27 protein-coding genes and 2 pseudogenes are annotated in these 26,866 nt (G+C 49.0%); 19 read left to right on the plus strand and 10 right to left on the minus strand.

The genetic code is table 11. The features are described from left to right. Positions 1-90: 90 nt before the first annotated feature. Positions 91-1,482, minus strand: a complete 1,392-nt coding sequence (locus ACTHRY_RS10165; RefSeq protein WP_049322658.1) for a nucleobase:cation symporter-2 family protein — start codon at positions 1,480-1,482, stop codon at positions 91-93. Between the two features lie 335 nt (positions 1,483-1,817). Between ACTHRY_RS10165 and dapA the strand changes: the two genes are divergently transcribed. The 9 genes from dapA (at position 1,818) to ACTHRY_RS10210 (ending at position 11,575) form a co-directional block, all read left to right on the plus strand. After that, positions 1,818-2,693: a 4-hydroxy-tetrahydrodipicolinate synthase gene (gene dapA, locus ACTHRY_RS10170; protein ID WP_049322659.1), complete on the plus strand. Its 876-nt coding sequence runs from the start codon at positions 1,818-1,820 to the stop codon at positions 2,691-2,693. 80 nt (positions 2,694-2,773) lie between these two features. Then, positions 2,774-3,904: an outer membrane protein assembly factor BamC gene (bamC, locus tag ACTHRY_RS10175; RefSeq protein WP_049322660.1), complete on the plus strand. Its 1,131-nt coding sequence runs from the start codon at positions 2,774-2,776 to the stop codon at positions 3,902-3,904. Positions 3,905-4,026: 122 nt separating this feature from the next. Next, complete coding sequence (locus tag ACTHRY_RS10180) at positions 4,027-4,257, plus strand: NGO_0222 family membrane protein (protein ID WP_003746993.1); 231 nt, start codon at positions 4,027-4,029, stop codon at positions 4,255-4,257. Positions 4,258-4,266: 9 nt separating this feature from the next. Next, a complete protein-coding gene (gene rdgB / locus ACTHRY_RS10185; RefSeq protein WP_049359772.1) occupies positions 4,267-4,860 on the plus strand; it encodes an RdgB/HAM1 family non-canonical purine NTP pyrophosphatase in 594 nt (197 codons plus the stop codon). A gap of 265 nt (positions 4,861-5,125) precedes the next feature. Next, a complete protein-coding gene (locus tag ACTHRY_RS10190; RefSeq protein ID WP_049359774.1) occupies positions 5,126-8,437 on the plus strand; it encodes a TonB-dependent receptor domain-containing protein in 3,312 nt (1,103 codons plus the stop codon). 11 nt (positions 8,438-8,448) lie between these two features. Continuing rightward, positions 8,449-9,192: a hypothetical protein gene (locus tag ACTHRY_RS10195; RefSeq protein WP_239665064.1), complete on the plus strand. Its 744-nt coding sequence runs from the start codon at positions 8,449-8,451 to the stop codon at positions 9,190-9,192. A gap of 59 nt (positions 9,193-9,251) precedes the next feature. After that, entirely contained in the window at positions 9,252-9,614 is a 363-nt protein-coding gene (locus ACTHRY_RS10200; protein WP_440374227.1) for a thioredoxin family protein, read from the plus strand. A 96-nt stretch (positions 9,615-9,710) separates the two neighbouring features. Beyond that, positions 9,711-10,886 (plus strand): radical SAM family heme chaperone HemW, encoded by a 1,176-nt coding sequence (gene hemW, locus ACTHRY_RS10205; RefSeq protein ID WP_049322664.1) that lies wholly within the window; start codon positions 9,711-9,713, stop codon positions 10,884-10,886. 134 nt (positions 10,887-11,020) lie between these two features. Further along, a complete protein-coding gene (locus tag ACTHRY_RS10210; RefSeq protein WP_049322665.1) occupies positions 11,021-11,575 on the plus strand; it encodes an opacity family porin in 555 nt (184 codons plus the stop codon). A 106-nt stretch (positions 11,576-11,681) separates the two neighbouring features. On the opposite strand, the gene ACTHRY_RS10215 is transcribed toward ACTHRY_RS10210, so the two are convergent. From ACTHRY_RS10215 to ruvB, 9 genes and pseudogenes are all read right to left on the minus strand, one after another. Continuing rightward, on the minus strand, positions 11,682-12,050 hold the full coding sequence (locus ACTHRY_RS10215; protein WP_049359781.1) for a VanZ family protein: 369 nt from the start codon (positions 12,048-12,050) through the stop codon (positions 11,682-11,684). Further along, the gene (locus ACTHRY_RS10220; protein WP_039862142.1) at positions 12,047-12,256 is read right to left on the minus strand and encodes a hypothetical protein; all 210 of its coding nucleotides are present in this window, start codon (positions 12,254-12,256) and stop codon (positions 12,047-12,049) included. Before ACTHRY_RS10220 ends, ACTHRY_RS10215 begins: the two co-directional genes overlap by 4 nt. Before the next feature lie 102 nt (positions 12,257-12,358). Then, positions 12,359-12,937 carry an aminoacyl-tRNA hydrolase gene (gene pth, locus ACTHRY_RS10225; protein WP_049322667.1) on the minus strand — a complete coding sequence of 193 codons (579 nt, stop codon included), beginning with the start codon at positions 12,935-12,937 and terminating at the stop codon, positions 12,359-12,361. A 54-nt stretch (positions 12,938-12,991) separates the two neighbouring features. Beyond that, complete coding sequence (locus ACTHRY_RS10230) at positions 12,992-13,264, minus strand: RnfH family protein (RefSeq protein ID WP_049322668.1); 273 nt, start codon at positions 13,262-13,264, stop codon at positions 12,992-12,994. Next, on the minus strand, positions 13,257-13,688 hold the full coding sequence (locus ACTHRY_RS10235) for a type II toxin-antitoxin system RatA family toxin (RefSeq protein ID WP_003747011.1): 432 nt from the start codon (positions 13,686-13,688) through the stop codon (positions 13,257-13,259). Before ACTHRY_RS10235 ends, ACTHRY_RS10230 begins: the two co-directional genes overlap by 8 nt. 89 nt (positions 13,689-13,777) lie before the next feature. After that, complete coding sequence (locus ACTHRY_RS10240; protein ID WP_432760684.1) at positions 13,778-14,194, minus strand: hypothetical protein; 417 nt, start codon at positions 14,192-14,194, stop codon at positions 13,778-13,780. A gap of 96 nt (positions 14,195-14,290) precedes the next feature. Continuing rightward, a pseudogene (locus tag ACTHRY_RS10245) lies at positions 14,291-14,650 on the minus strand (ATP-binding cassette domain-containing protein); the annotation flags it as partial. 147 nt (positions 14,651-14,797) lie between these two features. Further along, a pseudogene (locus ACTHRY_RS10250) lies at positions 14,798-15,685 on the minus strand (ABC-F family ATP-binding cassette domain-containing protein); the annotation flags it as partial. 123 nt (positions 15,686-15,808) lie between these two features. Continuing rightward, entirely contained in the window at positions 15,809-16,840 is a 1,032-nt protein-coding gene (gene ruvB / locus ACTHRY_RS10255; RefSeq protein WP_049322670.1) for a Holliday junction branch migration DNA helicase RuvB, read from the minus strand. Between the two features lie 216 nt (positions 16,841-17,056). Here ruvB and cmk point away from each other — a divergent pair, with 216 nt between their 5' ends. From cmk to ACTHRY_RS10305, 10 genes are all read left to right on the plus strand, one after another. Next, positions 17,057-17,716, plus strand: a complete 660-nt coding sequence (gene cmk, locus ACTHRY_RS10260; RefSeq protein WP_049322671.1) for a (d)CMP kinase — start codon at positions 17,057-17,059, stop codon at positions 17,714-17,716. Positions 17,717-17,870: 154 nt separating this feature from the next. Next, positions 17,871-19,556, plus strand: a complete 1,686-nt coding sequence (gene rpsA / locus ACTHRY_RS10265) for a 30S ribosomal protein S1 (RefSeq protein ID WP_152691278.1) — start codon at positions 17,871-17,873, stop codon at positions 19,554-19,556. Positions 19,557-19,566: 10 nt separating this feature from the next. Beyond that, complete coding sequence (locus ACTHRY_RS10270; protein WP_003678992.1) at positions 19,567-19,881, plus strand: integration host factor subunit beta; 315 nt, start codon at positions 19,567-19,569, stop codon at positions 19,879-19,881. 259 nt (positions 19,882-20,140) lie between these two features. Continuing rightward, a complete protein-coding gene (gene zapE, locus ACTHRY_RS10275) occupies positions 20,141-21,277 on the plus strand; it encodes a cell division protein ZapE (RefSeq protein WP_049322672.1) in 1,137 nt (378 codons plus the stop codon). 94 nt (positions 21,278-21,371) lie between these two features. Continuing rightward, positions 21,372-21,797 carry a nucleoside-diphosphate kinase gene (ndk, locus tag ACTHRY_RS10280; RefSeq protein ID WP_003747024.1) on the plus strand — a complete coding sequence of 142 codons (426 nt, stop codon included), beginning with the start codon at positions 21,372-21,374 and terminating at the stop codon, positions 21,795-21,797. Positions 21,798-21,968: 171 nt separating this feature from the next. Then, the gene (rlmN, locus tag ACTHRY_RS10285) at positions 21,969-23,057 is read left to right on the plus strand and encodes a 23S rRNA (adenine(2503)-C(2))-methyltransferase RlmN (protein WP_003683577.1); all 1,089 of its coding nucleotides are present in this window, start codon (positions 21,969-21,971) and stop codon (positions 23,055-23,057) included. An 8-nt stretch (positions 23,058-23,065) separates the two neighbouring features. Continuing rightward, entirely contained in the window at positions 23,066-23,821 is a 756-nt protein-coding gene (gene pilW, locus ACTHRY_RS10290; RefSeq protein WP_003683469.1) for a type IV pilus biogenesis/stability protein PilW, read from the plus strand. Continuing rightward, the gene (locus tag ACTHRY_RS10295) at positions 23,822-24,703 is read left to right on the plus strand and encodes a helix-turn-helix domain-containing protein (RefSeq protein ID WP_049322673.1); all 882 of its coding nucleotides are present in this window, start codon (positions 23,822-23,824) and stop codon (positions 24,701-24,703) included. Between the two features lies 1 nt (position 24,704). Next, on the plus strand, positions 24,705-25,970 hold the full coding sequence (gene ispG / locus ACTHRY_RS10300; protein ID WP_049322674.1) for a flavodoxin-dependent (E)-4-hydroxy-3-methylbut-2-enyl-diphosphate synthase: 1,266 nt from the start codon (positions 24,705-24,707) through the stop codon (positions 25,968-25,970). 33 nt (positions 25,971-26,003) lie between these two features. Then, positions 26,004-26,849, plus strand: a complete 846-nt coding sequence (locus ACTHRY_RS10305; RefSeq protein WP_049359783.1) for a DUF817 domain-containing protein — start codon at positions 26,004-26,006, stop codon at positions 26,847-26,849. The last annotated feature ends 17 nt before the right edge of the window (positions 26,850-26,866 follow it).

The raw sequence follows: 26,866 nt of genomic DNA on the forward strand, positions 1-26,866 counted from the left end.
AAATCTCTTGCTTAATTTACAATTGGTTATCTGCATTTTCGTAGCCTAGCATAACTGCTAATCTACGTCAGCCCCTTGAATAAAGCTTGCTTAGTGATCCAAACTGTTGGTTTCCACCTTAACCGCTTTATCGGTTTTATCTTCCGGTAAAACCAAGTTCAACAATACCGCCATAATACCGCCTGCGGAAATTGAGTTTTGGAACAATACCGGCAGGTTTTTGAACACTTCCGGCTCAAACGCCACGCCCAAACCCAAACCGACAGAAGTCGCCGCGATAACTGCTTCACGGCGGCGAATACCGTGGCTGACCAAAATCCGCACACCGGCAATCGCAATCAGGCCAAACATCAATACCATCGCGCCACCCAAAACCGGACTCGGAATCGTGGTAAACGCCCGGCCGATAACAGGGAACAAGCCCAACAACACCAAAATCGCCGCAATATATTTGCCCACATGACGCGAAGCCACGCCGGTCATTTGAATCACGCCGTTGTTTTGCGCAAAAGTAGTCAAAGGCAAAGAACCCAACGCAGTCGCAATAACAGACACCAAACCATCCGCCAACACACCGCCGCGCAGGCGTTTGGTATATTCCTCACCCTCGATCGGCTGCTCGGAGACCATCGCAGTCGCCGTCAAGTCGCCCACTGCTTCAAATACGCTCAACAGGAAAATCGCACCGGCGACAATAAACGCGTGCCAATCGAATGCGAAACCATATTTAAACGGAACCGGCAGGGTAATCAGCGGCAGATTTTGTAGGGCGGAAAAATCCACTTTGCCCAAAAACAGCGCAACGATATAACCGACAATCAAACCCACCGCGATGCCGCTCATGCGCAGCAACGGATTTTTTAAGCAGTTGAAAACCAAAACAATCAGCAACACCAGCGATGCCAGACCCAAGTTTTCCATCGAGCCGAACGTACCGTCTGCTTTCGCACCGAAGCCGCCGCCAAAGTCAGTAATGCCGACATGCACCAAGCTCAAGCCGATCAACATCACGACCACGCCGCTTACAGTCGGCGTAATCACTTTTTTCAGATAAGGCAAAAGCCAGGCGGAGAAGCACACCAAAAACGCACCGACAAAGGACACGCCCAAAAGCGTTGAAATCATTACATCTTTAGTCAAACCGCCCTCTTTCATGCCGGTACCGAGCGCAATCATCACGGTTACAAAAGAGAAATTGACCGACTGAATCGACAACATGCCCGAACCGACCGGCCCGAAACGGTTGACCTGCAAATAAGTGCCGACACCGGAAGCCACCATCGCCATCGACACCAAATAAGCCGTCATTTCAACCGGCAGCTCCAACGCCCCGCCGACAATCAGTGCCGGCGTAATCATCGGGACAAAAATAGCCAAAAGGTGCGTAACCGCACTCAACAACGCATTCCCAAACGGCGGCTTGTCTTCCAAACCGTAAACCAAATCAGGCGAACCGGCCTGTTTATCTGTCATTTCGGCCATAATGACCCTTTCTTAAGAATCGTTAAAAAATATTAAGATGCGCATTTTAACTAATTTAAAATGTATCAGCAAATTCAAAATCATCAGGCCGTCTGAAAGTTTTGCCCGATCATTTTCAGACGGCCTCAAACAGCCTTAACACATTTTAATCCTTGACAGTATTTTTCCATCTTAAAACAAACAAACTAATGATTTAAAAATGTATTATTCATTAAGATAATGACAAATCACGATTAAACGGCCCGGCCTCATAGCGGATATGTTTCACACAAACAACAAAGTAAGCTACAATCCGATGAATAATCCACCCACATTATAAAATTAAAGGTTTCCGTATGTTAAAAGGCAGTCTGGTTGCCCTGATTACCCCGATGAATCAAGACGGCAGCATCAACTACGAACAACTTCGCGACTTAATCGACTGGCACATTGAAAACGGCACCGACGGCATCGTCGCAGTCGGCACCACCGGCGAGTCAGCCACCCTGCCTGTCGAAGAACATTTGACCGTTATCGAAGCCACTGTCAAACACGTCAACAAGCGCATTCCCGTTATCGCCGGCACAGGCGCCAACAATACTGTCGAAGCCATCGCCCTTTCCCAAGCCGCCGAGCAAGCCGGCGCGGACTACACCTTATCCGTCGTCCCCTATTACAACAAACCTTCCCAAGAAGGCATTTACCAACATTTCAAAGCCATCGCCGAAGCCACTTCGATTCCGATGATTATTTATAATGTTCCCGGCCGCACCGTCGTCAGCATGAGCAACGACACTATTTTGCGCTTGGCCGAAATTCCGAATATCGTCGGCGTGAAAGAAGCCAGCGGCAAAATCGGCAGCAACATCGAATTGATCAACAGCGTTCCTGAAGGTTTTGCCGTGTTCTCCGGCGATGATCCTACCGGCCTGCCCTTCATGCTGTGTGGCGGCCACGGCGTGGTAACTGTCGCAGCCAACGTTGCACCGAAACTCTTTGCCGACATGTGCCGAGCCGCCCTTGAGGGCGATATTGCGACCGCCCGTCGTCTAAACGAGCAACTTATCCCAATTTATAACACCATGTTCTGCGAGCCCAGCCCGGCCGCGCCCAAATGGGGCCTGAGCTTATTGGGCAAATGCGAACCCCATGTTCGTCTGCCTTTGGTTGCACTGACCGAAGACGGTCAAGCCAAAGTCCGAGCCGCTCTGGAAAAATCAGGACAAATCTGATCCGGAAATAAGGCCGTCTGAATCCCAAACACCTTTTCAGACGGCCTCCCTGTTAAGAACTTCATCCACAGGAAAACAAGATGACCTATATCAAACCCATCGTAGTAGCCCTCGCCCTGATTAGCATGACTGCCTGTTCCGGCAGCAAAAAAGAACAACCCAAACTCGACTATCAAAGTCAATCGCACCGCCTGGTCAAACTGGAAGTACCACCTGATTTGAACAACCCGGACCAAGGCAACCTCTATCAATTACCGGCAGGCAGCGGTGCCGTCCGTGCCAGCGACTTCAACAAACGCCGCACTCAAGCCGTACAACAACCTGCCAATGCAGAAGTTTTGAAATCCGTTAAAGGCGTACGCCTTGAGCGTGACGGTAACCAACGCTGGTTGGTTGTCGATGGCAAATCGCCTCGCGAAATTTGGCCGTTGCTGAAAGTATTCTGGCAAGAAAACGGTTTCGACATCAAATCCGAAGAACCGGCCATCGGCCAAATGGAAACCGAATGGGCTGAAAACCGAGCCAAAATCCCTCAAGACAGCCTGCGCCGCCTGTTGGACAAAGTCGGCTTGGGCGGCATCTACTCCACCAGCGAACGCGACAAATTCATCATCCGCATCGAACAAGGCAAAAACGGTTCGACCGACATCTTCTTCGCCCATAAAGGCATGAAAGAAGTTTATGCCGACCGTAAAAAAGACACCACCATGTGGCAGCCAAGCGAGAGCGACCCTAACCTCGAAGCCGCATTCCTCGCGCGCTTTATGCAATACTTGGGCGTTGACGGCCAACAAGCCGAACAGGCCCTGACCCAAAGCGTTGCCGCCCGCAACAATGCTTCTGAGTTGGCCCGTGTGGACAACGGCACCCTGCTGCTGGCAGGCGATTACGGCCGCAACTGGCGCCGTACCGCACTTGCGCTCGACCGCATCGGCCTGACTGTTATCGGTCAAAATGCCGAACGCCGCGCTTTCTTAGTTCAACAAGCGCCAACCGAAGGCGAAGCAGTTGCCAATAAAAAACCCGGCCTGTTCAAACGCGTATTTGGCAAAGGCAAAGCAGAAGCGCCAAAAACTTATCCTGAAATCATCGTTTATGTTGAGCCTATCAACAATGGCGCACGCCTCCATCTGTTGAACAAAGACGGCAGCCCATACAAAGGCAGCGATGCCTCCACATTGTTGAGCCGCCTGCACACAGAATTGCGTTAATCCGTTATTCGACTTAAGGCCGTCTGAAATATTCAGACGGCCTTTTTAACGAATCCGGCATGGTTTCAAATTCCCAATCTGACGTTATAATCAAAACATTTTTTCCCTTTACCCAAGCTGCCATGACCCGACAAAAAGCCTATCTGATCCTGACTGCCCTGTTTACCCTGATGTTTATCGTACTGATTCTGTTGGGCGCTTATCTTCTGAGCATTCACAGCAAACAATTCGCCGTTGCCGCCTTTCTGTTTGCCTTTGCTGCCGTTTTTGCCCAAATCGGCAGCCTTGCACTTTACATCCGCCACAAAGCACGCGCGCAAATGGCCCGTATGCAGCAAACCGAAACCCATTAAGGAAAAACCATGTTTGAAAAAATCGTCCTTGCCAGTGGCAACGCAGGCAAACTCAAAGAATTTGCCCGCCTCTTTGCCGACTTAAACATCGAAGTCCTGCCGCAATCGCAGTTCAATACGCCCGAATGTCCCGAGCCGTACCATACCTTTGTTGAAAATGCCCTGGCTAAAGCACGCCATGCCGCCAAATACAGCGGCTTACCGGCACTTGCCGACGATTCCGGCATCTGCACCAACGCCTTAAACGGCGCACCCGGCATTTTCTCCGCACGTTATGCAGGCGAAAACCCCAAATCCGATGCCGCAAACAACGCCAAACTGTCTGCAGATCTTGCCGATAAAGACGACAAAAGCTGCTACTACGTCTGCGTACTCGTACTCGTCCGCCACGAAAACGACCCGCAACCCATCATCGCCGAAGGCATCTGGCGCGGCCAATGGCAGTCCGAAGCAGCCGGCACAAACGGCTTCGGCTACGACCCTCATTTCTATCTGGCCGAACACGGTTGCACCGCCGCCGAGCTTGACCCTGAAATCAAAAATGCCGAAAGCCACCGCGCCCAAGCATTGCGTGAATTGTTAAGAAAAATCGAAGCCCTCTGAACAATAAAAACGTCGTCTGAAAACCCGCCACACCGTTTTCAGACGACGTTTTTCATCCCGTTTATCCGTAAAACGCACCACCAAAGGAACAAAACTTATAAAATTTTTTCAAAAACTTATAATATCCAAAAAACAGCAAATATCCTTACTCAAAAATCCCCATCATAAAAACATAAAACACATTCTACAAACCACTCCTTGAAAATTGATTACCGTCCGCACCCGACGGAGCGCCTGTTATAAAGACAATACAAGGAGTCATCACATGAGAAACTACCCCTTCAAAACCATCGTCGCCTGCCTCAGTATTTTATGGCACAGCCCGCACCTGTGGGCAGCAGATGCGGTTACACCCGACACCGCCGTCCTCGACACTATCGAAGTCCGCGGCAAACGCCTGACCAAAGACCAGAAAGGCGAAGCGCTGCAATACAGCAAAAACGTCTCCAACGCCTATCTCGGCAAAGAATACCTCGAACGCTACCGCCCCGATGCCGCCGGCGATATCCTCAAGGGGCTTAACGGCGTGTACAACATGAATACGCGCAATGCGGGTAGCGCGATTACGCCCAGCATCCGCGGCATCGCCGGAAAAGGCCGTATCCCCGTTACCATTGACGGAACGGAACAGACCGTCGATGTGTGGATGAACAATTACGGCGTTGCCGACCGAAACTACATCGATCCCGCCCTGTTCCGCAGTATTGCGGTAGAAAAAGGGCCGTCGATGACCCGAGGTGTCAAATCGGGAGTAGGCGGTTCGGTCGCCATTCAAACCATTGAGCCGGAAGACATTGTTCCCGAAGGGAAAAAATGGGGTATTCAGATAAAAGGCAGTTTTTCGGGCAATACGGCCAAACCCCGCGTTGATAATTTGCAATACCTCGGTGTTGAAGACTACCGCACCATTCCGGGCAGGCCGACGGCAGACGGGGCGGCTGGCGCAGTCGCCGGAACGTTGGAGCCTTATCAGGCACTCGATTTCCAAGAGAAAAACCCACCGCGCAGCCGCAGCAGCAAAATCGGCAATTTCAGAGACGACCGCTCAGGCATGGTTTCGGCGGCGTTTAAAACCGATATTTCAGATGGCCTGATTGCTTACAGCGACCGCAAAAAAGGCAATTACTTCAGCGGCAAACGCGGGGCGGGCGGCTATCTGAACAATCCGGAATACGACCCCGACAATGCGGATTTCGACAATACGGGCGCGACCATGATACCGAACATGGCGAAGCTCTATCGCCCCGGCGAAGAAGTGTTCAACAGTAACGTGGCGAGCAAAAGCCTGCTGCTGAAAAACAACTGGTATCTGCCTAACAACCAGAAAATCAGCCTCGGCCATATGCGCACCCGCGTCCGTTTTGGTGAAAACAACCCCTTTTACAACGCCATACTGCTGGGCTTCAGCAACGAGTTCAACTTCACCGGCAGGCCGCCGCTGGTCATACCTACGCAAACGCTCAATTCCACCATTGACACCAAAAGCCATAAAATCGGCTACGAATGGAAGCCCGAAGGCAGCCGCTGGATAGATTTGCAGGCCAATATCTGGCGCACCCAAACCACCGGTTCCCGCCATCAAAGCGGCGGGCCGGATTTGGCCGTTGCCTACGGCGATCAGGAATACGACAAGTGGGCGAACTGCTTTGTCCACAATAAAATTCCCAATGAATTTATCGGCAGGCACATCAACGAAGGTATAGGCTGCCGCGAGCTGGTTGCCGAAGGTTTGGTTCCTGCCGAAGAGCCGAAAGATCCGCCTCCTGTACCCAGTGCATACCGTGTCAAATCAGGCGTAGAACAGCGCACCCGCGCCACCCGTACCGGCGCCGACATCAGCAACCGCATGCGCCTGACCGACAAGATCGCCATGACCCTCTCCGCCAACGTCCAATATGAAAAACTGGACGAATCCAACCGAATCACCAGCAACGACAAAGATATCTTCGACATCATCGGTGCCGCCACAGCCGCCACAGCCGTTGCCGGCCCGAGGGCGGGACGCCGCCACGAATGGGGTACGGGAGTCGCTTTCGACTGGCAGGCGACCGACCGCCTGAACATTCAGGCAGGCATACGCTACGACAAATTCTGGGCTTACGACGATGCCTTGGCAAAAGCAAGGCGGGTGAGGAAAGATCCGTTTTATTCCGTCGATTTGCAAGGAGGGAAAAGCTCGGACGGCTATATCCTCGGCAGCTATATCCCCTATTACGAACTGATTGCAAATAAAGAAGAAGCGGAAGATGTGCGGAAAATCCTGAGGACAGAAGATGTTGACGAGTCAAATCGTCTGATAAACGAATTCCGCAACAAATACGGTTATGACTATAACGATAAAGGATATTCGATTAATGGAGAAAGGCAGACCGGCGAAGTCATCTATGCCAACGCAAACGGCGACAATCCACAGGTAGATAACCCGTCCTTCAACCACGACGAAGCCGTTTACCGGCAGAAAGAAGTCTATACACCCTATATCGACGGCAAATATCAAGGGCCGGTTTTCGCGCAAGGGCAATTTAACGAAAAAGTAAACAATCCTCAGGGATTGCAAGGCAGCTATTTCAAATATTTAAGCAATGCGGCAATAGATGATGTTAAAACACCCTATCTGCAAAAAAAAGAGCGGGCGACTACGATGGGCAGTACCGGCGGCCACCGCCTCTATAAAAAAACTACCAACGAAGACGAAGTATGGCCCATGCCTAAACACCTGAAAGCCAGCGCATGGTCGCCTGTCATCGCCGTCAGCTACGATTTGACCGACAACAGCCGCCTGTTCGCCCGCTTCGCGCAGGCGACCCGCTTTCCCAGCATTTACGAAGCAACCACCACCAACGTCAACCTGCTGGAAGCCTACAATACCGAATTCAACCTGAAGCCCGAACGCAGTACCAACTGGGAAGCAGGCTATTCCTTCAATTTCGCCCCCTACTGGCAACGGCTGAAACACGGCAACATCCGCCTGACCTACTACAACAACACCATCAAAAACGCCATCGATATTACCGAAAACAAAAACCTGACCCAATATGACAAGAAACAGACCAGCGGCATCGAGCTGCAAAGCCGTATCGACAGCGGCAAATGGTTTGCCTCATTCGGCGCAAACTACCGCCTGAAGCAGCGCACCTGCGACAAATCGACCGCTTTCAATTACGACGTCTATAACAACCGTATCCCCGAATGTATCGACGGCGGCTTCGGCGCCACCCGTTTCTATCAAACCATGCAGCCGAAATACTCGCTCAACCTCAATGTCGGCACCCGCCGCTTCAATAACAGGCTGGAACTGGGCATGCGCGGCATCTACCACAGCACCGTCGATACTGGCCAGCAGGACGAACTGGCGCGTCAAGGCTTGGCGCGGATTATGCAGGCATCAGGCCGCCCCTACCACTGGCGTTCCGCCTTGGTATTGGATGCTTACGGACACTACAACTTCGGCAAAAACTTGAGTATGAACTTCAGCATCAGCAACCTGACCAACCGCTATTATCTCGACCCGATGTCCAACGTTCCCATCCCCGCACCGGGACGGGCGGTTACCGTTGGGTTTACAGGTAAATTCTGACGGGGCAATGCTTGAGAGGTCGTCTGAAAATTTCAGACGACCTCTCCGACAAAAGCTGTTATGATGCCTGCGTTCCCGCCTGCCACGAAAACAACCCGCAACCCATTATTCCCAAAAGCCTCAGAGGGCAGGCGTTGCGGGAATTGTTGAAAAAATCGAAGCCTTATAAATCGATGATAGGTCGTCTAAAAACCCCGAAACGCTTTTTCAGACGACCCAAACCCACCACATCACGAAAGAAACTCATGTCCCCCAAACAAATCCTGATCGTCGCCGTCCGTTTGATCGTTTTAATCGGTATCGTACAAACGCTCAGCAGCATCGTTACCATATTTGCCCAGTCTGGAAGCGAATATAACAGCGCACAACTCCTGTTGCCGCTATCCATCTACGGCTTTTATTTGGCCGTATGGCTGCTGCTATGGTGTTTCCCTGCCGCCATTGCCAACCGCCTGTTGCCCGAACATCTGCAAACCGTACAGGAAGCCCCAAAACACCCTGCACCATGGCTGACGACCGGTATTGTATTAATAGGCATATATACTGTTTTCCAAGCTATCCCCGACCTAATTTACCAGTTCTCTCTCTATCTTTTTGTACAGTCTATTGCTATCGACACACATACATCCGTTTGGGCGGACCTCGGCGCACAAAACCAAGCCGGTATACTTGCCAACATCGCGCAGCTTTTTATCGGCATTTTTCTGCTATTCGGTGCACCCAAACTCTCATCTTGGATGCGCAAAAGACTTTAACTACATAAAAACAACAGGCCGTCTGAAACCTTCAGACGGCCTACCTCACATTCATTCCCATGCCCAAACCCTCGCCTGAAGAATTGGCAGCCTTTGCAAAACACGTTGCTGCCTTCATCCCAACCACACCTGACGAACTTCTGCAACTCATTGACAGTCAAGAAACTGCTATCGTCTTTTTAGGCAAACCAAGCTGTTCATACTGTCGCCGTTTTGTTGCAAAACTGTCTACCGTTTCCTTAAACAAGCAGCTTACCGTCCGCTTTACAGACAGCAACAACAAAGCGGCTTTAAAAACTTTTCGTGAACAACACGGCATCAAAACTGTTCCCGCATTACTCAACATCTCACAAGGCAAAATAAAATTTGTCTGCAATTCCAAATTATCAGAAGAAGAAATTGAGGCTTTTTTGAGCGCTTAGACTGCGCAAATTTCCTACTGATTACTTTCCCGGCCGACATTTCAGTTAAAATAAGGCCCTAAAAATTTCAGACGGCCTCGAGCCTCAACACATATCATGACCCAAATCACCTTCCAACGCCCCGGCCAGTTAACTGCCCTGCCTCCTTTATCACTCTATATCCATATTCCTTGGTGCATCAAAAAATGTCCATATTGCGATTTCAATTCCCACAGCCTGAAAAACGGCCTGCCGGAAGAAGCCTATATCGATGCCCTATTAACCGACCTGCAGCTTGAGTTGCCGAATATTTGGGGCAGACCTGTGGAAACCATATTCTTCGGTGGCGGTACGCCCAGTCTGTTTCAAGCTGAATCAATTGACCGCTTGTTAAGCGGCGTGCGTTCGCTGTTGCGCTTGCAACCCGAAGCGGAAATTACTTTGGAAGCCAATCCGGGCACATTTGAAATTGAGAAGTTTCAAGGATTTAAAGACGCAGGCATTACGCGCCTGTCTATCGGCGTACAAAGTTTTAACGACGATATGCTTGCTCGATTGGGACGCGTTCACAACGGCAAAGAAGCCCTGACAGCCATTGATACTGCCTTGAAATTATTTGAAAAAGTCAATATCGATTTGATGTATGCCCTGCCAAACCAAACGGTTCAGACGGCCTCAAACGATGTGCAAACCGCTATTGCAACAGGCGTATCGCATATCAGCGCATATCATCTGACCATGGAGCCGAACACGCCTTTTGGTCATACGCCGCCAAAAGGTTTGCCGCAAGATGAGGCAGTATTGGATATTGAAGATGCCGTACACGGTGCGCTGGAAGGCGCAGGCTTTGTCCACTATGAAACCTCGGCTTTTGCAAAACCAGCCATGCAGTGCCGCCACAATTTGAACTACTGGCAGTTCGGCGATTATTTGGGCATCGGCGCGGGCGCACACGGAAAAATTTCCTATCCCGACCGCATCGAGCGCACCGTCCGCCGCCGTCATCCCAACGACTATCTTACCGCCATGCAGAGCAATCCGCATGAAGCAGTTGAACGAAAAACCGTTGCTGCCGAAGACCTTCCATTCGAATTCATGATGAACGCCCTGCGCCTGACCGACGGCGTACCTACTACAACGCTGCAAGAACGTACCGGCGTACCCACTGCAAAAATCATGGCTCAAATCGAAACCGCCAGACAAAAAGGCCTGCTTGAATCAGACCCGACCGTGTTCCGCCCGACTGAGCAAGGCCGTTTGTTCTTAAACGACTTGTTACAGTATTTTTTATAAGTGCGGTTTTACAACAGTTGAAACATTTTTAGATTTGCTTAATTTACGACAAGAAAATACAATCAGAATAATTGTTGGGAACGACCAACCCCGGCGATTATCCACTACTTCTCATCCTACATTAAGGACAAATTATGAAAAAAGTTCTGGTAACACTGATTGCTCTTTCCCTGCCTACATTTTCATTGGCTGATGCAACCAAAGGTTTTTATGTTCAAGCAGATGCTGGTCATGCTACTGTAAAACAAAAAGCTAATAATGCCAGTGGCTCGGTTAAAGGCTTTAGTCCACGTATTTCTGCCGGTTACGATTTCGGCGATTTCCGTGTTGCCGCTGACTATACCCATTATAAGTCTGAAAAAATCAATACTGCCTCATTCGATGCTGAAGGTAAATACCACAGTGCCGGCGTTTCTGCTATTTATGACTTTGATCTGCAAACTCCTGTAAAACCTTATGTAGGTGCTCGTGTGGCTATTAATCATGCTTCTGCAAAAGTTAAGACAGCTAATTCATATTATGAACGCAGTGATACTAAAACTGGTGTTGGAGCAATGGCTGGCGTAAGCTACGAAGTAACACCTAACGTTGCCTTGGATGCAGGCTATCGCTACAACTATTGGGGCAAAATGAATAGCATTAAGTTCCATACTCACGAAGTATCTGCCGGCGTACGCGTAACATTCTAATTCTTGTCTTGAAGCAATCATTGCTTCAAATATCAAGTAACAAAAGGCCGTCTAAAACCTATTTCTCAGGATTTCAGACGGCCTTTAAGTTTTTTTTTAAATATATCTAACTTTTTGCTGCTTTTACTTTTGCTGCAAACCACAACGCCGCAGCCGTACCCGCCATATCGGCAATGCCGTCCGCGATCGAACCTTGGCGCGTAGTAGTCAGAAATGCCTGAGCCAGCTCGCTTCCTACTGCAAACAATAAAGCGGCAAACAGAATGCCTTTATAGGGAATATTCCTATTGTCTTGAATAAATATTTTTGCACACAACCATGCCTGACCAAAAAACAGTCCGAAATGGCCGACTTTATCAAAATGGGGAAATGGTGGAGCGCTATTACCGCCCTCTTTGAAAAGTAAGGCATAAATGGCGGCGGCAAACCAGATAAAGGCAGCGGCAGTAAATTTGTTTAACGGCAAGGCTTTCATTTGTCGGCCTCTTCATCCAGCCATGTTTGGCAGATGTCTGCCAAGCGGACAAATTTCCCACCCCGCGCCTTCAAAATATCACGCCATTGTGCTACTTCTTCTGCATCCGGGGCATCTTCAATACTGCATTCGTAAAGGCAGAAGTCTAATGTTTCGCCAACAATGCCTGGGGCTTCGGTCTGCATCAGGCTGGTCAGTTCGTTCATATTTACTGTTTCTTTAATTGGTTTATCGCTAGCCAGACTGCGCCGTCTGTTTTCGGGCCGTCTGAACTAATGTGCAAGGCTGTCCGTTTGATTTGGGCACGCTTACTTACTGTGTAAAAAACGTGTTGCCTCTTCCCATTCGCCATTCAACACGGCCGACAATCCTTGCAGGGATTTGGCGATGGAATCATCAATTTGCTGTCTGTGTTCCGCCGACGGTTTATTCAACACATAACCGACAACCAGATTACGGTCGCCCGGATGATCAATACCTAAGCGCAGGCGGTAGAAATTAGGCGTACCCAAACGAGCCTGAATATCTTTGAGGCCGTTGTGTCCGCCGTTGCCGCCGCCAAGTTTGAATTTGATACGGCCGCATGGAATATCCAGTTCGTCATGAACCACCAAGATTTCCTCCGGCTTGATTTTGTAAAACTGAGCCAAAGCGGCAACAGCCTGACCGGAGCGGTTCATAAAAGTCATGGGTTTGAGCAGCCAAACATCACCATCAGGCGTAATGGCGCGTGCTACTTCGCCGTAAAATTTCTTCTCGTCTTTAAAATTGACTTTCCATTTCCATGCCAGTTCGTCCAACAGCCAAAAGCCGACATTGTGGCGCGTTTGTTCGTATTCTTGGCCTGGATTCCCCAAACCGACGATTAATTTAATTTTCAAGCTCATTACTGTTCTTTCAGTTTGACAGGCCGTCTGAAAAAGTTTCAGACGGCCTTGGATTTATTCTTGCCCGGCGCGTTTACGTCGCGCTTCTTTCGGATCAATCAATAATGGACGATAAACCTCAATCCGATCGCCATCGCGCAAAACAGTCTCGTCTTTCACCGCCTTGCCGAAAATACCCAAAGGCGCTTGTTGCAAATCCAACTCTGGGAACTCTACCTCCAAACCGCTTTGCTGAGCAGCTTCGCGTACGGTTGTCCCTTCGGCAACGGTCATGTTCTTCAACACTTGCCTATCGGCCAGTCCGTAAACAATTTCAATCTCAAGCATAGCGGCGGTCGGCCTCTTTAATAAAAGCATCCACCAGCGTGCCGGCGAGGTGGCCGAACACCGGGGAAATCATGGCAGAGAGTACGGCATTGGAGAAATCGTATTCTAATCTGAATTCGACTTTACACATATCATCGCCCAAATCGATAAATTTCCAAGTGCCGCGCAGGGTTTTAAACGGCCCTTCGAGTAAATCCATGCGGATTTCCTGACCCGGGATATTGTGGTTGTGCGTTGCAAACGACTGTTTGACGCGCATATAGTCCATAAACAGGCGCGCTTTGAGCTCGTTGCCTTTGCGTTCGATGACTTCGGTCTTGCTGTACCACGGCAAAAATTTTGGATAGTCCTCGACCTTGTCCACCAGCTCAAACATTTCCTCAGCGCTATGCAGTACCAATACGTTTTTCTCGACTTTTTTCATGTGGTTGTAGACCTTGTTTTTGAATATTCGGGGTTCAGACGGCATGATTTAGAAAAATATCCGCCCAACTTTGGGACAAAATTCCCAATTTAAACCGCTTCTCCGTTTTGTTTCGCTTCCAGCCATTCCCAGCGTTCGAGCTTTTCCAAAAGCAGCATTTCGATTTCTTCCGCCCTGCTTTGCAATGCGCCTGCTTTTTCGTAATCTTTGAAAATTTCTGGATCGGAAAGCTGGGTATTGATTTCAGCCTGCTCGGTTTCCAAAACGGCGATTTCATCAGGCAGGGCGTCAAGTTCGCGCTGTTCTTTATAGGAAAGTTTGACTGTGCGGTTGGCTTTGGGTTTGACTTTCTCAGGCTCGGTAACCGCTTTAGGCGCAGAGGCCGTCTGAATTTTCTCTTCGCGCGATTTTGCGTCGATATAATCCTGATAGCCGCCGATGTATTCTTTCAGACGGCCTTGTCCTTCGAAAACAATGCTTTGGGTAATCACATTATCCAAGAACATACGGTCATGCGAAACAAGGAATACCGTGCCTTGGTAATCGCGCAGCAAGTCTTCGAGCAGCTCTTGGGTATCGATGTCCAAGTCGTTGGTCGGTTCGTCCAAAACCAGGATATTGGCAGGACGGGTGAAGAGTTTTGCCAGCAGAAGGCGGTTGCGTTCGCCACCGGAGAGCGATGAAACAGGACTTTGCGCACGGGCGGGGTGGAACAGAAAATCTTCCAAATAGCTCATTACATGCTTTTTCTTACCGCCGACTTCAACGTAATCATTGCCCTGTCCGAGCGTGTAAAACACGGTGTCGTTTTCGTTCAACGCGCTGCGGAACTGGTCAAAATAGGCAACTTCCTGCTTACTGCCAATACGGATTCTGCCGTAGGTCGGCTGCAATTCGCCCAGAATCAGCTTGAGGAAGGTGGTTTTGCCGATGCCGTTGGGGCCGATTAAACCGATTTTGTCGCCGCGCTGCAAGATGGCGAAGAATTTGTCCATGATGACTTTGTCGCCATAGGCAAACGAAGCGTGTTCCAGTTCGGCAATGATTTTGCCGCTTTTTTCGCCGCTGTCGAGCTTGAAGTTGACCTGCCCTTGTACGTTGCGGCGTTCGGCGCGTTGGCGGCGCAATTCTTCCAAACGGCGCACGCGGCCTTCGTTGCGGGTGCGGCGCGCTTCTATGCCTTTGCGTATCCATGCCTCTTCCTGAGCATGGAATTTATCGAAGAGGCGGTTGTGTTCCGCTTCAACCGCCAATTCCTGCGCTTTTTTCTCGCTGTATTTGGAGAACGAGCCGGGATAGGATCGTAGAATGCCGCGGTCGAGTTCGACGATGCGCGTGGCGATGTTGTCCAGAAAACGGCGGTCGTGGGTAATCACAACCAAACTGCCTTCAAACGCCTTGAGCAGGTTTTCCAGCCAGATAATCGCGTCGATGTCCAAATGGTTGGTCGGTTCGTCCAGCAGCAATACGTCGGGCTTCTGCACCCAAGCCTGCGCCAAGGCAACACGCTTTTTCTGTCCGCCGGAAAGGTTGCCGATTTTTTCGTTTTCCGGCAAACCGAGTTCGCCCAAAGTCTGCTTCACCGCCGCATCCAGTTTCCAGCCGTCCTTCGCTTCGATTTCAAGTTGCAATTCGTTGAGTTCTTTCAACAAAGCCTCACTCGAACCATTTTCCAACTCATGGCTGACATGATGATAACGGCGCAATAAATCGCGAATTTCGCCCAAACCTTCGGCGACGGTATCAAATACGGTTGCGTCCTTATCAAAAAAGGATTCCTGCGGCACATAAACGATTTTAAGGTTGTTTTGAACAATAATCTGCCCGTCATCGAGCTTTTGTACGCCTGCAAGGATTTTTAAAAACGAAGACTTACCCGCACCGTTGCGGCCGATTAAACCGATTTTCTCGCCGCTGTCGAGTTGAAAAGAAGTTTTGTCGAGCAAGGCGACATGGCCGACGGCAAAAGAAGCATTTTCTACGGATAAGATATTCATGGGGAAACTTCAAAAAAGAAAAGGGGGAACATTTTAACCGATTATCGGCAGATATTTACCGACAATCATATGAAATTGAAAGTATCAGGCCGTCTGAAAGCGGTTTTCAGACGGCCTTCATTATTATTCTTGAACCTTCAAGCCGAAATGCAGATAGGCTCGTTCGGTTGCCACGCGTCCGCGCGGTGTACGCTGCAAAAAGCCCTGCTGAATCAGATAAGGTTCAATCACATCTTCGATGGTATCGGTCGATTCGCCAATCGCAGCGGCCACGTTTTCCAAACCGACAGGGCCGCCGCTGAATTTGTGCAGAATCGCCTCAAGGAATTTCCTGTCCATCACATCCAAACCTTGCCCGTCCACATCCAGCATACTCAAAGCCGCATCGGCAATTTTCGCATCAATGACGCCGTTGTTTTTCACATCGGCGTAATCACGCACACGTCGTAAGAGGCGGTTGGCAATACGCGGCGTACCGCGGCTGCGCTTGGCCACTTCCATCGCACCCTCTTCACCCATTTCCAACTGCAATAGTTGAGCAGAACGGGCAACAATAGTCGCCAAGTCTTTGTTTTGATAAAACTCCAATCGGGAAACGATACCGAAACGGTCGCGCAAAGGGTTGGTCAACATACCGGCACGGGTCGTCGCGCCCACCAATGTAAACGGCGGCAAATCGATTTTGACCGAACGCGCGGCCGGTCCTTCGCCTATCATGATGTCCAACTGATAATCTTCGAGCGCAGGATAAAGGATTTCTTCAACCACTGGGCTCAAGCGGTGGATTTCATCGATAAACAGCACATCATGCGGCTCTAAGTTGGTCAATAAGGCTGCAAGGTCGCCGGCGCGCTCCAAAACCGGGCCGCTGGTTTGGCGCAAATTAACGCCCAACTCTTTAGCGATAATATGTGCCAAAGTAGTTTTGCCCAAACCCGGTGGGCCAAACAACAAAGTGTGGTCAAGCGCTTCGCCACGTTTTTTCGCAGCCTGAATAAAAATGGCCAACTGCTCTTTTGCTTTATCCTGTCCGATATAGTCGTCTAAAGTTTTCGGACGTAAAGCGCGTTCAAGCAATTCTTCCTGAGCGGAAATATTTTGAGCAGTGATAATGCGCTGAGGTTGTGCAGAAGTAAGATTATCGGTTTGTAACATAATGTTTCTAAATTCTAAGACCGTTCCCGACCCGTTATTTCAGACGGCCCGAACAATCAGATAAAGCGGTTAAATTATGATTTTGGCCATTATACCCGATAAGGCCGAGCCACTTTTCCTTCAAATCTAAATCACACAAAAATTTTCGTTTTCAGACGGCCAAAGCAACGTATAATAAACGGTTAATTCAAATACCTATCGCATTCAGGAGAATACATGAGCCTCAAGCAAAAAGTCATCGCCATCGACGGCCCCAGCGCATCCGGCAAAGGGACGGTTGCCTCACGCGTAGCCGAAGCCTTGGGTTTTCTTTACCTCGACTCCGGTGCGCTTTACCGCCTGACCGCGCTTTACGCACAAAAACAAAATGTCGCTTGGACCGATGAAGATGCCGTCAGCACACTGGCAGAAACTTTGCCCGCACAATTTGAAGGCAGCGCCGTATTATTAAACGGCGAAGATGTATCCGAACAAATCCGTACCGAAGCGATCGGTATGGGCGCATCTGCCGTCGCGCAGTTGCCTAAAGTGCGTACCGCCCTTTTGCAGCGCCAACGTGATTTCTTAACCGAAAAAGGTTTGGTCGCCGACGGCCGCGATATCGGCTCGGTTATTTTCCCCGATGCCGCATTAAAAATCTTCCTGACTGCAAGTGCCAATGTCCGTGCCCAACGTCGTGCCAAGCAACTCGGTATCCCATGCGAAGGCGTTGCATTCGAGCGCATTTTATCGGACATTGAAGCGCGCGACGAAGCAGACCGCCGCCGCCCTGTTGCTCCGTTGAAACAGCTGCCCGACGCCCTGCTTTTAGATACTGACAACCTTTCTATCGAAGAAGCTGTAAAAAAAGTGCTTGATTGGTATCATAAAGTTTAAAATTTGGAGTATAATCGCGAAGTTTTCATTTCAGACGGCCTGTTAACCGTATAACAAGGCCGTCTGAAAACATTTCCCAACCTGCCGCGCCAAGGACGGCAGGTCATTTCAAACCTAACCCGCACCCCTTGGCGGTGTACCGAAAAGAGTATATATGACTATGGAAAATTTTGCCCAGCTGCTGGAAGAAAGCTTTACCCTGCAAGAGATGAACCCAGGTGAAGTGATTACTGCCGAAGTAGTCGGCATCGATCAAAACTTCATTACCGTTAACGCAGGTCTGAAATCAGAATCTCTGATTGATGTTGCTGAATTCAAAAACGCTCAGGGCGAGATTGAAGTTAAAGTTGGCGATTTCGTTACCGTTACCATCGAATCTGTTGAAAACGGCTTCGGCGAAACCAAACTGTCCCGCGAAAAAGCCAAACGCGCTGCCGACTGGATCGCTTTGGAAGAAGCTATGGAAAACGGCGACATCCTGTCCGGCGTTATCAATGGCAAAGTCAAAGGCGGCCTGACTGTTATGATCAACAGCATCCGCGCATTCCTGCCGGGTTCTTTGGTTGACGTACGTCCTGTAAAAGACACTTCTCACTTCGAAGGCAAAGAAATTGAATTCAAAGTGATCAAACTGGACAAAAAACGCAACAACGTTGTTGTGTCCCGCCGCGCTGTTCTGGAAGCTACTTTGGGCGAAGAACGCAAAGCCTTGCTGGAAAACCTGCAAGAAGGTTCAGTTATCAAAGGTATCGTTAAAAACATCACCGATTACGGTGCATTCGTTGACTTGGGCGGCATCGACGGTCTGTTGCACATTACCGACTTGGCATGGCGCCGTGTGAAACACCCAAGCGAAGTTTTGGAAGTTGGTCAAGAAGTAGAAGCCAAAGTTCTGAAATTCGACCAAGACAAACAACGCGTTTCCCTGGGTATGAAACAACTGGGCGAAGATCCTTGGAGCGGCCTGACCCGTCGTTACCCACAAGGTACCCGCCTGTTCGGTAAAGTATCCAACCTGACTGACTACGGTGCATTCGTTGAAATCGAACAAGGCATCGAAGGTTTGGTACACGTTTCCGAAATGGATTGGACCAACAAAAACGTACACCCAAGCAAAGTTGTTCAACTGGGTGACGAAGTTGAAGTCATGATCCTGGAAATCGACGAAGACCGCCGCCGTATCTCTTTGGGCATGAAACAATGCCAAGCTAACCCTTGGGAAGAGTTTGCCGCCAACCACAACAAAGGCGACAAAATCTCCGGCGCAGTTAAATCTATTACTGACTTCGGTGTATTCGTAGGTCTGCCTGGCGGCATCGACGGCCTGGTTCACTTGTCTGACCTGTCTTGGACTGAAGCCGGCGAAGAAGCTGTACGCAAATACAAAAAAGGCGAAGAAGTTGAAGCCGTTGTATTGGCCATCGACGTTGAAAAAGAACGCATCTCTTTGGGTATCAAACAACTGGAAGGTGATCCGTTCGGCAACTTCATCAGCGTAAACGACAAAGGTTCTTTGGTTAAAGGTTCTGTGAAATCTGTTGACGCCAAAGGTGCCGTAGTTGCTCTGTCTGAAGAAGTTGAAGGCTACCTGCCTGCTTCTGAATTCGCCGCTGATCGCGTTGAAGACCTGACTACCAAACTGAAAGAAGGCGACGAAGTTGAAGCCGTTATCGTTACCGTTGACCGCAAAAACCGCAGCATCCGTCTGTCTGTTAAAGCGAAAGACGCTAAAGAAAACCGCGAAGCGCTGAATTCAGTTAACGCCGCTGCAACTGCCAATGCCGGTACTACCAGCTTGGGCGACTTGCTGAAAGCCAAACTGTCCGGCGACCAAGAATAAGGTTGCAGACATGACGAAGTCTGAATTGATGGTTCGCCTCGCAGAAGTGTTTGCCGAAAAAAATGGCAACCAACTGCTGGCTAAAGATGTCGAATACAGTGTAAAAGTCTTGGTTGATACCATGACCCGCTCACTGGCTCGTGGACAACGTATCGAAATCCGCGGCTTCGGCAGCTTCGACTTGAACCACCGCCCTGCCCGTATCGGGCGCAACCCTAAAACCGGCGAACGTGTGGAAGTACCTGAAAAACATGTTCCCCACTTCAAACCGGGTAAAGAGTTGCGTGAGCGTGTAGACTTGGCATTGCAAGAAAGTGCTCATTAATACTTAGTAGCAAAACGCCGCAGAAATGCGGCGTTTTTTGTTTTTTCAAAAAATACTAAAGCCAGCCCTTTTTACTTGCACTTTAATCGCACACTTTTCCAACTATATTGACAACAAAGCCTTTGCAAAAAACGCAGGCCGTCTGAAATCATTTATAATAGACCGACTATTCCATAATGAGAACATCATTCCGACTACTGTCCATATTATTGCGGATGATGTTTCGACTATCGCCAGCAAAACATAATAAAGGTTATACATGAGCAATAGAGACCAACTATTTACGCCACCGCCATTTGAAAACCACAGCCCATTGACTTGGTATCAGGCCGCCGCCGAACAACCCAACTTCATCCGTGACGAAGCACAAGCACGAGCCATTGAGTATTTGGATCGCTTGTGGACCGAGCTGATGATGTTCAAACGCAAACGCAACCGTTTTCTCGGCCGCAGCCTGCGTTCCCCTCAAGTGCCTAAAGGACTCTATTTTTATGGCGGCGTAGGACGCGGTAAAAGTTTCCTGATGGACGCTTTTTTTGGCTGCCTCCCTTATCGCCGTAAGCGCCGCGTGCATTTCCATGCCTTTATGGCCGAAATTCATCAACGGCTGAAAACTTTAAAGAGCGAAGCAAATCCTTTAAAAGCCGTTGCAGCAGAAATTGCCAAAGAAACACGCGTATTATGCTTTGATGAATTTCACGTCAGCGACATTGCCGATGCGATGATTTTAGGCCGTCTATTGGAAAACCTGCTGAGCGAAGGTGTTGTTTTGGTGGCCACTTCCAACTACGCTCCATCAGAACTCTATCCTCAAGGCCAAAACCGCAGCAGCTTTCTGCCAACCATCGCCCTTATCGAATCTAACCTGACCGTTTTAAATGTAGATGGCGGCGAAGATTACCGATTGCGCACATTACGCCCTGCCGAAATTTTCTTTGTACCCAATAATGAAGAAAACGAACAAAAACTGGCCGCTTTATTTAAAGAAATGAGCGGAATCTCTGAATTGAATCCGGGAATCAGCATTATTCATGGACGGGAAATTCCTCATAAAGCCCAGTCGGAACGCGCCATCTGGTTTGATTTCCGTGCATTGTGTTTCGGCCCGCGATCACAAGCCGACTATCTTTATTTGGCCGAACATTACGAGATGGTTTTTCTATCGGGATTGGAACGCCTGACCCCTCAAGAAAAAGCAGAAGCACGCCGTCTGACATGGTTGATTGACGTTTTATATGACTTCCGCGTGAAATTGTGCGCCACCAGTGCCGTTGGCGTAAACGATATTTATGTTGAAGGCGATTTTGCCGAAGAATTTACCCGTACAGCCAGCCGTATGGTCGAAATGCAGTCCGAAGTCTATTTGGAGCAACCGCACCTGACTTTAAGCAAATAATGCCTTTCCCAAAAAAGGGCGAAATTTGGTAAAATACACTCCCCTTGCCTTTGGGTTACGACAACTTACCTTTCAATAAAAACAAGGACATAATATGGCCATCGAACGTACGATTTCCATCATCAAACCCGATGCGGTAGAAAAAAACGTCATCGGCAAGATTTACAGCCGCTTTGAAGAAAACGGCCTGCGCATTATTGCGGCAAAAATGAAACAGCTGTCTGAGCGCGAAGCAAAAGAGTTTTATGCCGTACATAAAGGCCGCCCTTTTTACGAAGACTTAGTTAAATTCATGACACGCAATCCCGTCATGATTCAAGTATTGGAAGGTGAAAACGCCGTTGCTAAAAATCGTGAATTGATGGGCGCAACCAATCCGGCTGATGCCGCTCCAGGTACAATCCGCGCCGACTTTGCAGAATCTGTCAGCGTCAATGCTGTACACGGTTCTGACAGCGTGGAAAACGCTGCGATTGAAATTGCCTACTTTTTCAGCCAAAGCGAAATCTGCCCACGATAAAAGCAAAAAGCCTGTAGCCGCTTTACGGCCGTCCGATTCCATATCGGACGGCAAAACTGCTTTGTATGCCCTGCAAATGACAGGCCGTCTGAAACCCCTAAAGGCTTTTAAAGCAAAGCTGACCGATAAGCCTCTTTACTTTAAAAGCTTTATTGAGAAACATAAAAATACATGAAAACCAATCTACTGAATTACGATTTAAACGGACTGACGCAACACTTTGCCGAAATGGGTGAAAAACCTTTCCGCGCCAAGCAGGTAATGCGTTGGATGCATCAAGCCGGTGCACAAAACTTTGAAGAAATGACTGACTTGGCCAAATCATTGCGCGCCAAGCTGAATGAACAAGCCACAATCGAAGTGCCTAAATTAATGATGGCACAAGAATCTACGGATGGCACACGCAAATGGTTGCTGGATGTCGGCACGGGCAACGGTGTAGAAACCGTCTTCATTCCCGAAGCCGAACGCGGCACTTTGTGCATCTCTTCCCAGGTAGGTTGCGCATTGGAATGCACCTTCTGCTCTACCGGACGACAAGGTTTCAACCGCAATCTGACTGCCGCAGAAATTATCGGCCAGCTTTGGTGGGCCAATAAAGCCATGGGCGTTACCCCTAAAAATGAACGCGTTATCTCCAACGTGGTGATGATGGGCATGGGCGAACCCATGGCAAACTTTGACAATGTTGTTACCGCTTTGAGCATTATGTTGGATGATCACGGCTACGGCTTGAGCCGCCGTCGTGTAACTGTTTCCACTTCGGGCATGGTTCCACAAATGGACAGACTGCGTGATGCAATGCCTGTTGCTTTGGCCGTATCTTTACACGCATCCAACGATGAAGTGCGCGATCAAATTGTTCCACTCAACAAAAAATACCCACTCAAAGAATTGATGGCGGCTTGTCAACGTTATCTGGTCAAAGCCCCCCGCGACTTTATTACCTTTGAATACGTTATGCTCGACGGTATCAATGATAAAGCACAACATGCGCGTGAATTGATTGAATTGGTTAAAGACGTACCATGTAAATTCAATCTGATTCCGTTCAATCCTTTCCCAAATTCCGGCTACGAACGTTCTACCAATGAAAATATCCGTGTCTTCCGCGATATTCTGCAACAAGCCGGCTTTGTCGTTACTGTCCGCAAAACCCGCGGCGACGATATCGATGCCGCTTGCGGACAATTGGCCGGACAAGTACAAGATAAAACACGCCGCCAACAAAAATGGCAACAGATTTTGGTCGAACAATAAGGTTAATTATGAAAATCAAGTTCGGATTCGCTTTACTTACCGCACTGACTCTTTCTGCCTGCGCTTCCTCTTCCGGACCAAGCCCCAAAGAACGTGCCATTCAGGTTTCCAATATCAAAACCCAGCTTGCCGTGGAATATATGCGCGGCCAAAACTACCGCCAAGCTACCGAAAGTATCGAAGAGGCGCTTAAATTCAATTCAAAAAACGATATTGCTTGGCTGGTACGCGCTGAAATTTATCAATATCTGAAAGTCCGCGATAAAGCTCAGGAAAGCTTTCTTAAAGCATTGTCTTTAAAACCGGATAGTGCTGAAGTTAACAACAATTACGGTTGGTTCTTATGCAATCAAATGAATGCACCTGCCGAATCTATGGCTTATTTTGATAAGGCACTGGCCGACCCAACCTACCCGAGCCCCTTTATTGCCAATATGAATAAAGGCATTTGCAGCGCAAGGTTAGGCCAATACTCTTTGGCTCAAGCCTATTTGGAAAGGTCTTTGGCAGCCAATCCACAATTCTTCCCTGCTTTCAAAGAGCTTGCCCGAACCAAAATGATGGCAGGCAATCTGAACGATGCCGACTATTATTTCCGTCAATACCAAAGCAAAGTCGATGTCCTGCAGGCTGACGATTTGCTTTTAGGCTGGCGCTTGGCCACTGCCTTGGGCAATAAACACGCCGCATACGAATACGAAGCCCAGCTTAGGGCAAACTTCCCTTATTCTGACGAACTACAAACTGTTACAACAGGCCACTAAATGGAAAATAACGATAAAATCAACTACGACACACAAGCCGCCAAAACACTGGGGGATGAATTACGCAAACACAGAACTGATGTCAAAATCGATATCGAAGATGTTGCTTCACGTTTAAAACTGTCTGCCGAACAAATTAACGCCTTGGAAAAAGGGGAATATTCAAATTTTCCGGGCCTGGTCTTCGTCTCAGGCTATCTTCGTTCATATGCACGATTCCTCAAAATCGATGAACAAACCATCACCAAACATTTGCACTCGATTACTCCGCAACTTGAAGACCATGTATATGCAGTAACACGCAGCACCAACAGCGGCTTGAGCTATGAAGATGCTGAAAAACAGGGTTTCCCTAAATGGATATTGGGGGCAGCTGCATTGGCTTTAGCAATAGGCGGTGTTTACTTTTGGCAAAGTAAATCCAGCTATGAAAACGAACAGGCAAATATTCAAAACAGCAAAGATGTTGCCGATACGATGAAAACGCCTGCTTTGAAAACGGATAATGTTGCCGTTAGCGAAATGACCGAAGACAGTAAAAAAGAAATTACCAATAAGCCTGAAGCCGTCAATGAACAAGCAGCTTCAGCAGCTTCTGCCGTTGTAGAAGAAAAACCTGCCGTCAAAGTCGAGAAAGACGAACTGTGGATTAAAGTCCAATACCGAAGCAATCTGATTATTGCAGACAAAGATGGAAAAGTAGTATTCAGCCGCATTGTTCCGGCCGGAAGCGAACATCGTCTGAGAGGCGGCGCGCCTTATAATGTTTGGATCGGTATTGCAGCCGGTTCGGAAGCCAATTACGGCGGCACACCAATCGAACCTTTAAAACACCGTGTTGCCGGTGAAAAATCCGCCTCTTTTGTTGCAGGAAAAAACTAAAATGACCACACCTAAACGCCGTCTGACACATCAAGTACAAATCGATCATCTCATCGTTGGTTCGGATGCGCCCGTTGTTGTGCAATCTATGACCAATACCGACACCGCAGATGCAGAAGCAACCGCCCGACAGGTCAAAGAGTTGAGCGATGCCGGCTCGGAAATGGTACGTATCACGGTCAATACTCCGGAAGCGGCTTCCAAAGTCGCCGAAATCCGCAGCCGCTTAGACGATATGGGTTACACTACGCCCCTGATCGGCGACTTCCATTTCAATGGCGAACGCTTATTGGCTGAATTTCCCGAGTGCGGAAAGGCCCTGTCTAAATACCGCATCAACCCGGGCAATGTCGGCAAAGGCGCAAAAGGCGATGAGAAATTTGCCTTTATGATTCGTACAGCGGCAGAAAACAATAAAGCCGTACGCATCGGTGTAAACTGGGGTTCGCTTGATCAAAGCCTTGCCAAGCGCATGATGGATTCCAACCTAGCTTCTGCCACACCGAAGCCGCCTGAAGAAATCATGAAAGAAGCTTTGATTGTTTCAGCACTGGAGTCGGCAGAAAAAGCCGTGGCTTTGGGCTTGCCTGAAGATAAAATCATTTTGTCGTGCAAGGTCAGCGCCGTACAAGACTTGATTCAGGTTTATCGCGAATTGGGCAGCCGTTGCCGCTATCCGCTCCATCTCGGTCTGACTGAGGCCGGCATGGGCAGCAAAGGTATTGTGGCATCTACCGCTGCCTTGGCCGTATTGCTGCAAGAGGGTATCGGCGACACCATTCGAATTTCCCTGACTCCTGAGCCTGGCAGTTCGCGCACTCAGGAAGTCGTTGTCGGTCAGGAAATCCTGCAAACCATGGGCTTGCGCTCCTTTACGCCAATGGTTACAGCCTGCCCGGGTTGCGGCCGTACCACCAGTACCGTATTCCAAGAATTGGCGCAAGACGTACAAAACTATTTACGCCAAAAAATGACTGTTTGGCGCACTGAGTATCCAGGCGTTGAATCATTGAACGTTGCCGTAATGGGTTGCGTAGTCAATGGTCCGGGCGAGAGCAAGCTTGCCGATATCGGTATCAGTCTGCCAGGCACTGGAGAAACACCGGTTGCGCCGGTTTATGTAGACGGCGAACGCAAAGTGACCCTCAAAGGCGACAATATCGCTGCCGAGTTTTTGCAAATCGTTGAAGATTATGTCAAAACCAACTACTGCGAAGGTGGTGCAAAACGTAAGCAAAACCGTGTCATTCCGATTCAGTCTGCCTAAAACATTATCAAGATAAAGAGGCCGTCTGAAAATATGTTGGGCAAACTGGATACTTGGCTGACTGAGCATCCCAAACGCAAGGATTTGCATGGTTGGCGACGCTTTATCGTTGAATTTTGGTTTTTCGGTTTGAAAGAAGCACGAGCCTGCTTATTTGCAGGCTTGTTTTTCATTGCTATGTTTCTTATTCCGAAAACAGGTTGGCTGGGAATTTCGCGCTATGACCTGCTGCTGATTTTTGCCGTCTCCGTGCAAGCAGCCATGCTGTATTTCAAGCTGGAAACTTGGGACGAAGTAAAATCGATTACGTTGTTTCACTTGGTCGGCTTTACTTTAGAGTGGTTCAAAACATCGGGCGGTATCCAATCCTGGAGCTATCCGGAAGAAGCATATACCAAAATCGGCGGCGTACCGCTGTTTGCTGGCTTTATGTATGCCGCGGTCGGCAGCTATATTATCCAAGCATGGCGGCTGTTTGACCTCAAAATCAAAAGCCATCCGCCATATTGGTTGGGCACTTTGTGCGCGCTGGCGATTTATATCAATTTTTTCACTCATCACTATATCGGCGACTATCGCTGGTATCTCGCAGCCTTTGCTCTCGGCCTATACGCCCGGACGACAGTCTTGTACACGCCCTATGACACCACTCGCAAAATGCCACTCCTGCTTGCTTTCGTCCTGATTGGATTTTTCATTTGGCTGGCGGAAAATTTAGGAACTTTATTCGGCGTTTGGCGCTATCCCAACCAAATCGGCGCGTGGGCATCGGTACACATCAGCAAATGGAGCTCATGGGCTTTATTGGTGATGATGACTTTTACCATCGTTGCGAATTTAAAACATATCAAGCATACCATCAGCGTATCAAAAGATTAATTGTTCAACATATATGA

This window comes from Neisseria sp. P0004.S004 (genome assembly GCF_051963335.1).
Lineage (GTDB): Bacteria > Pseudomonadota > Gammaproteobacteria > Burkholderiales > Neisseriaceae > Neisseria.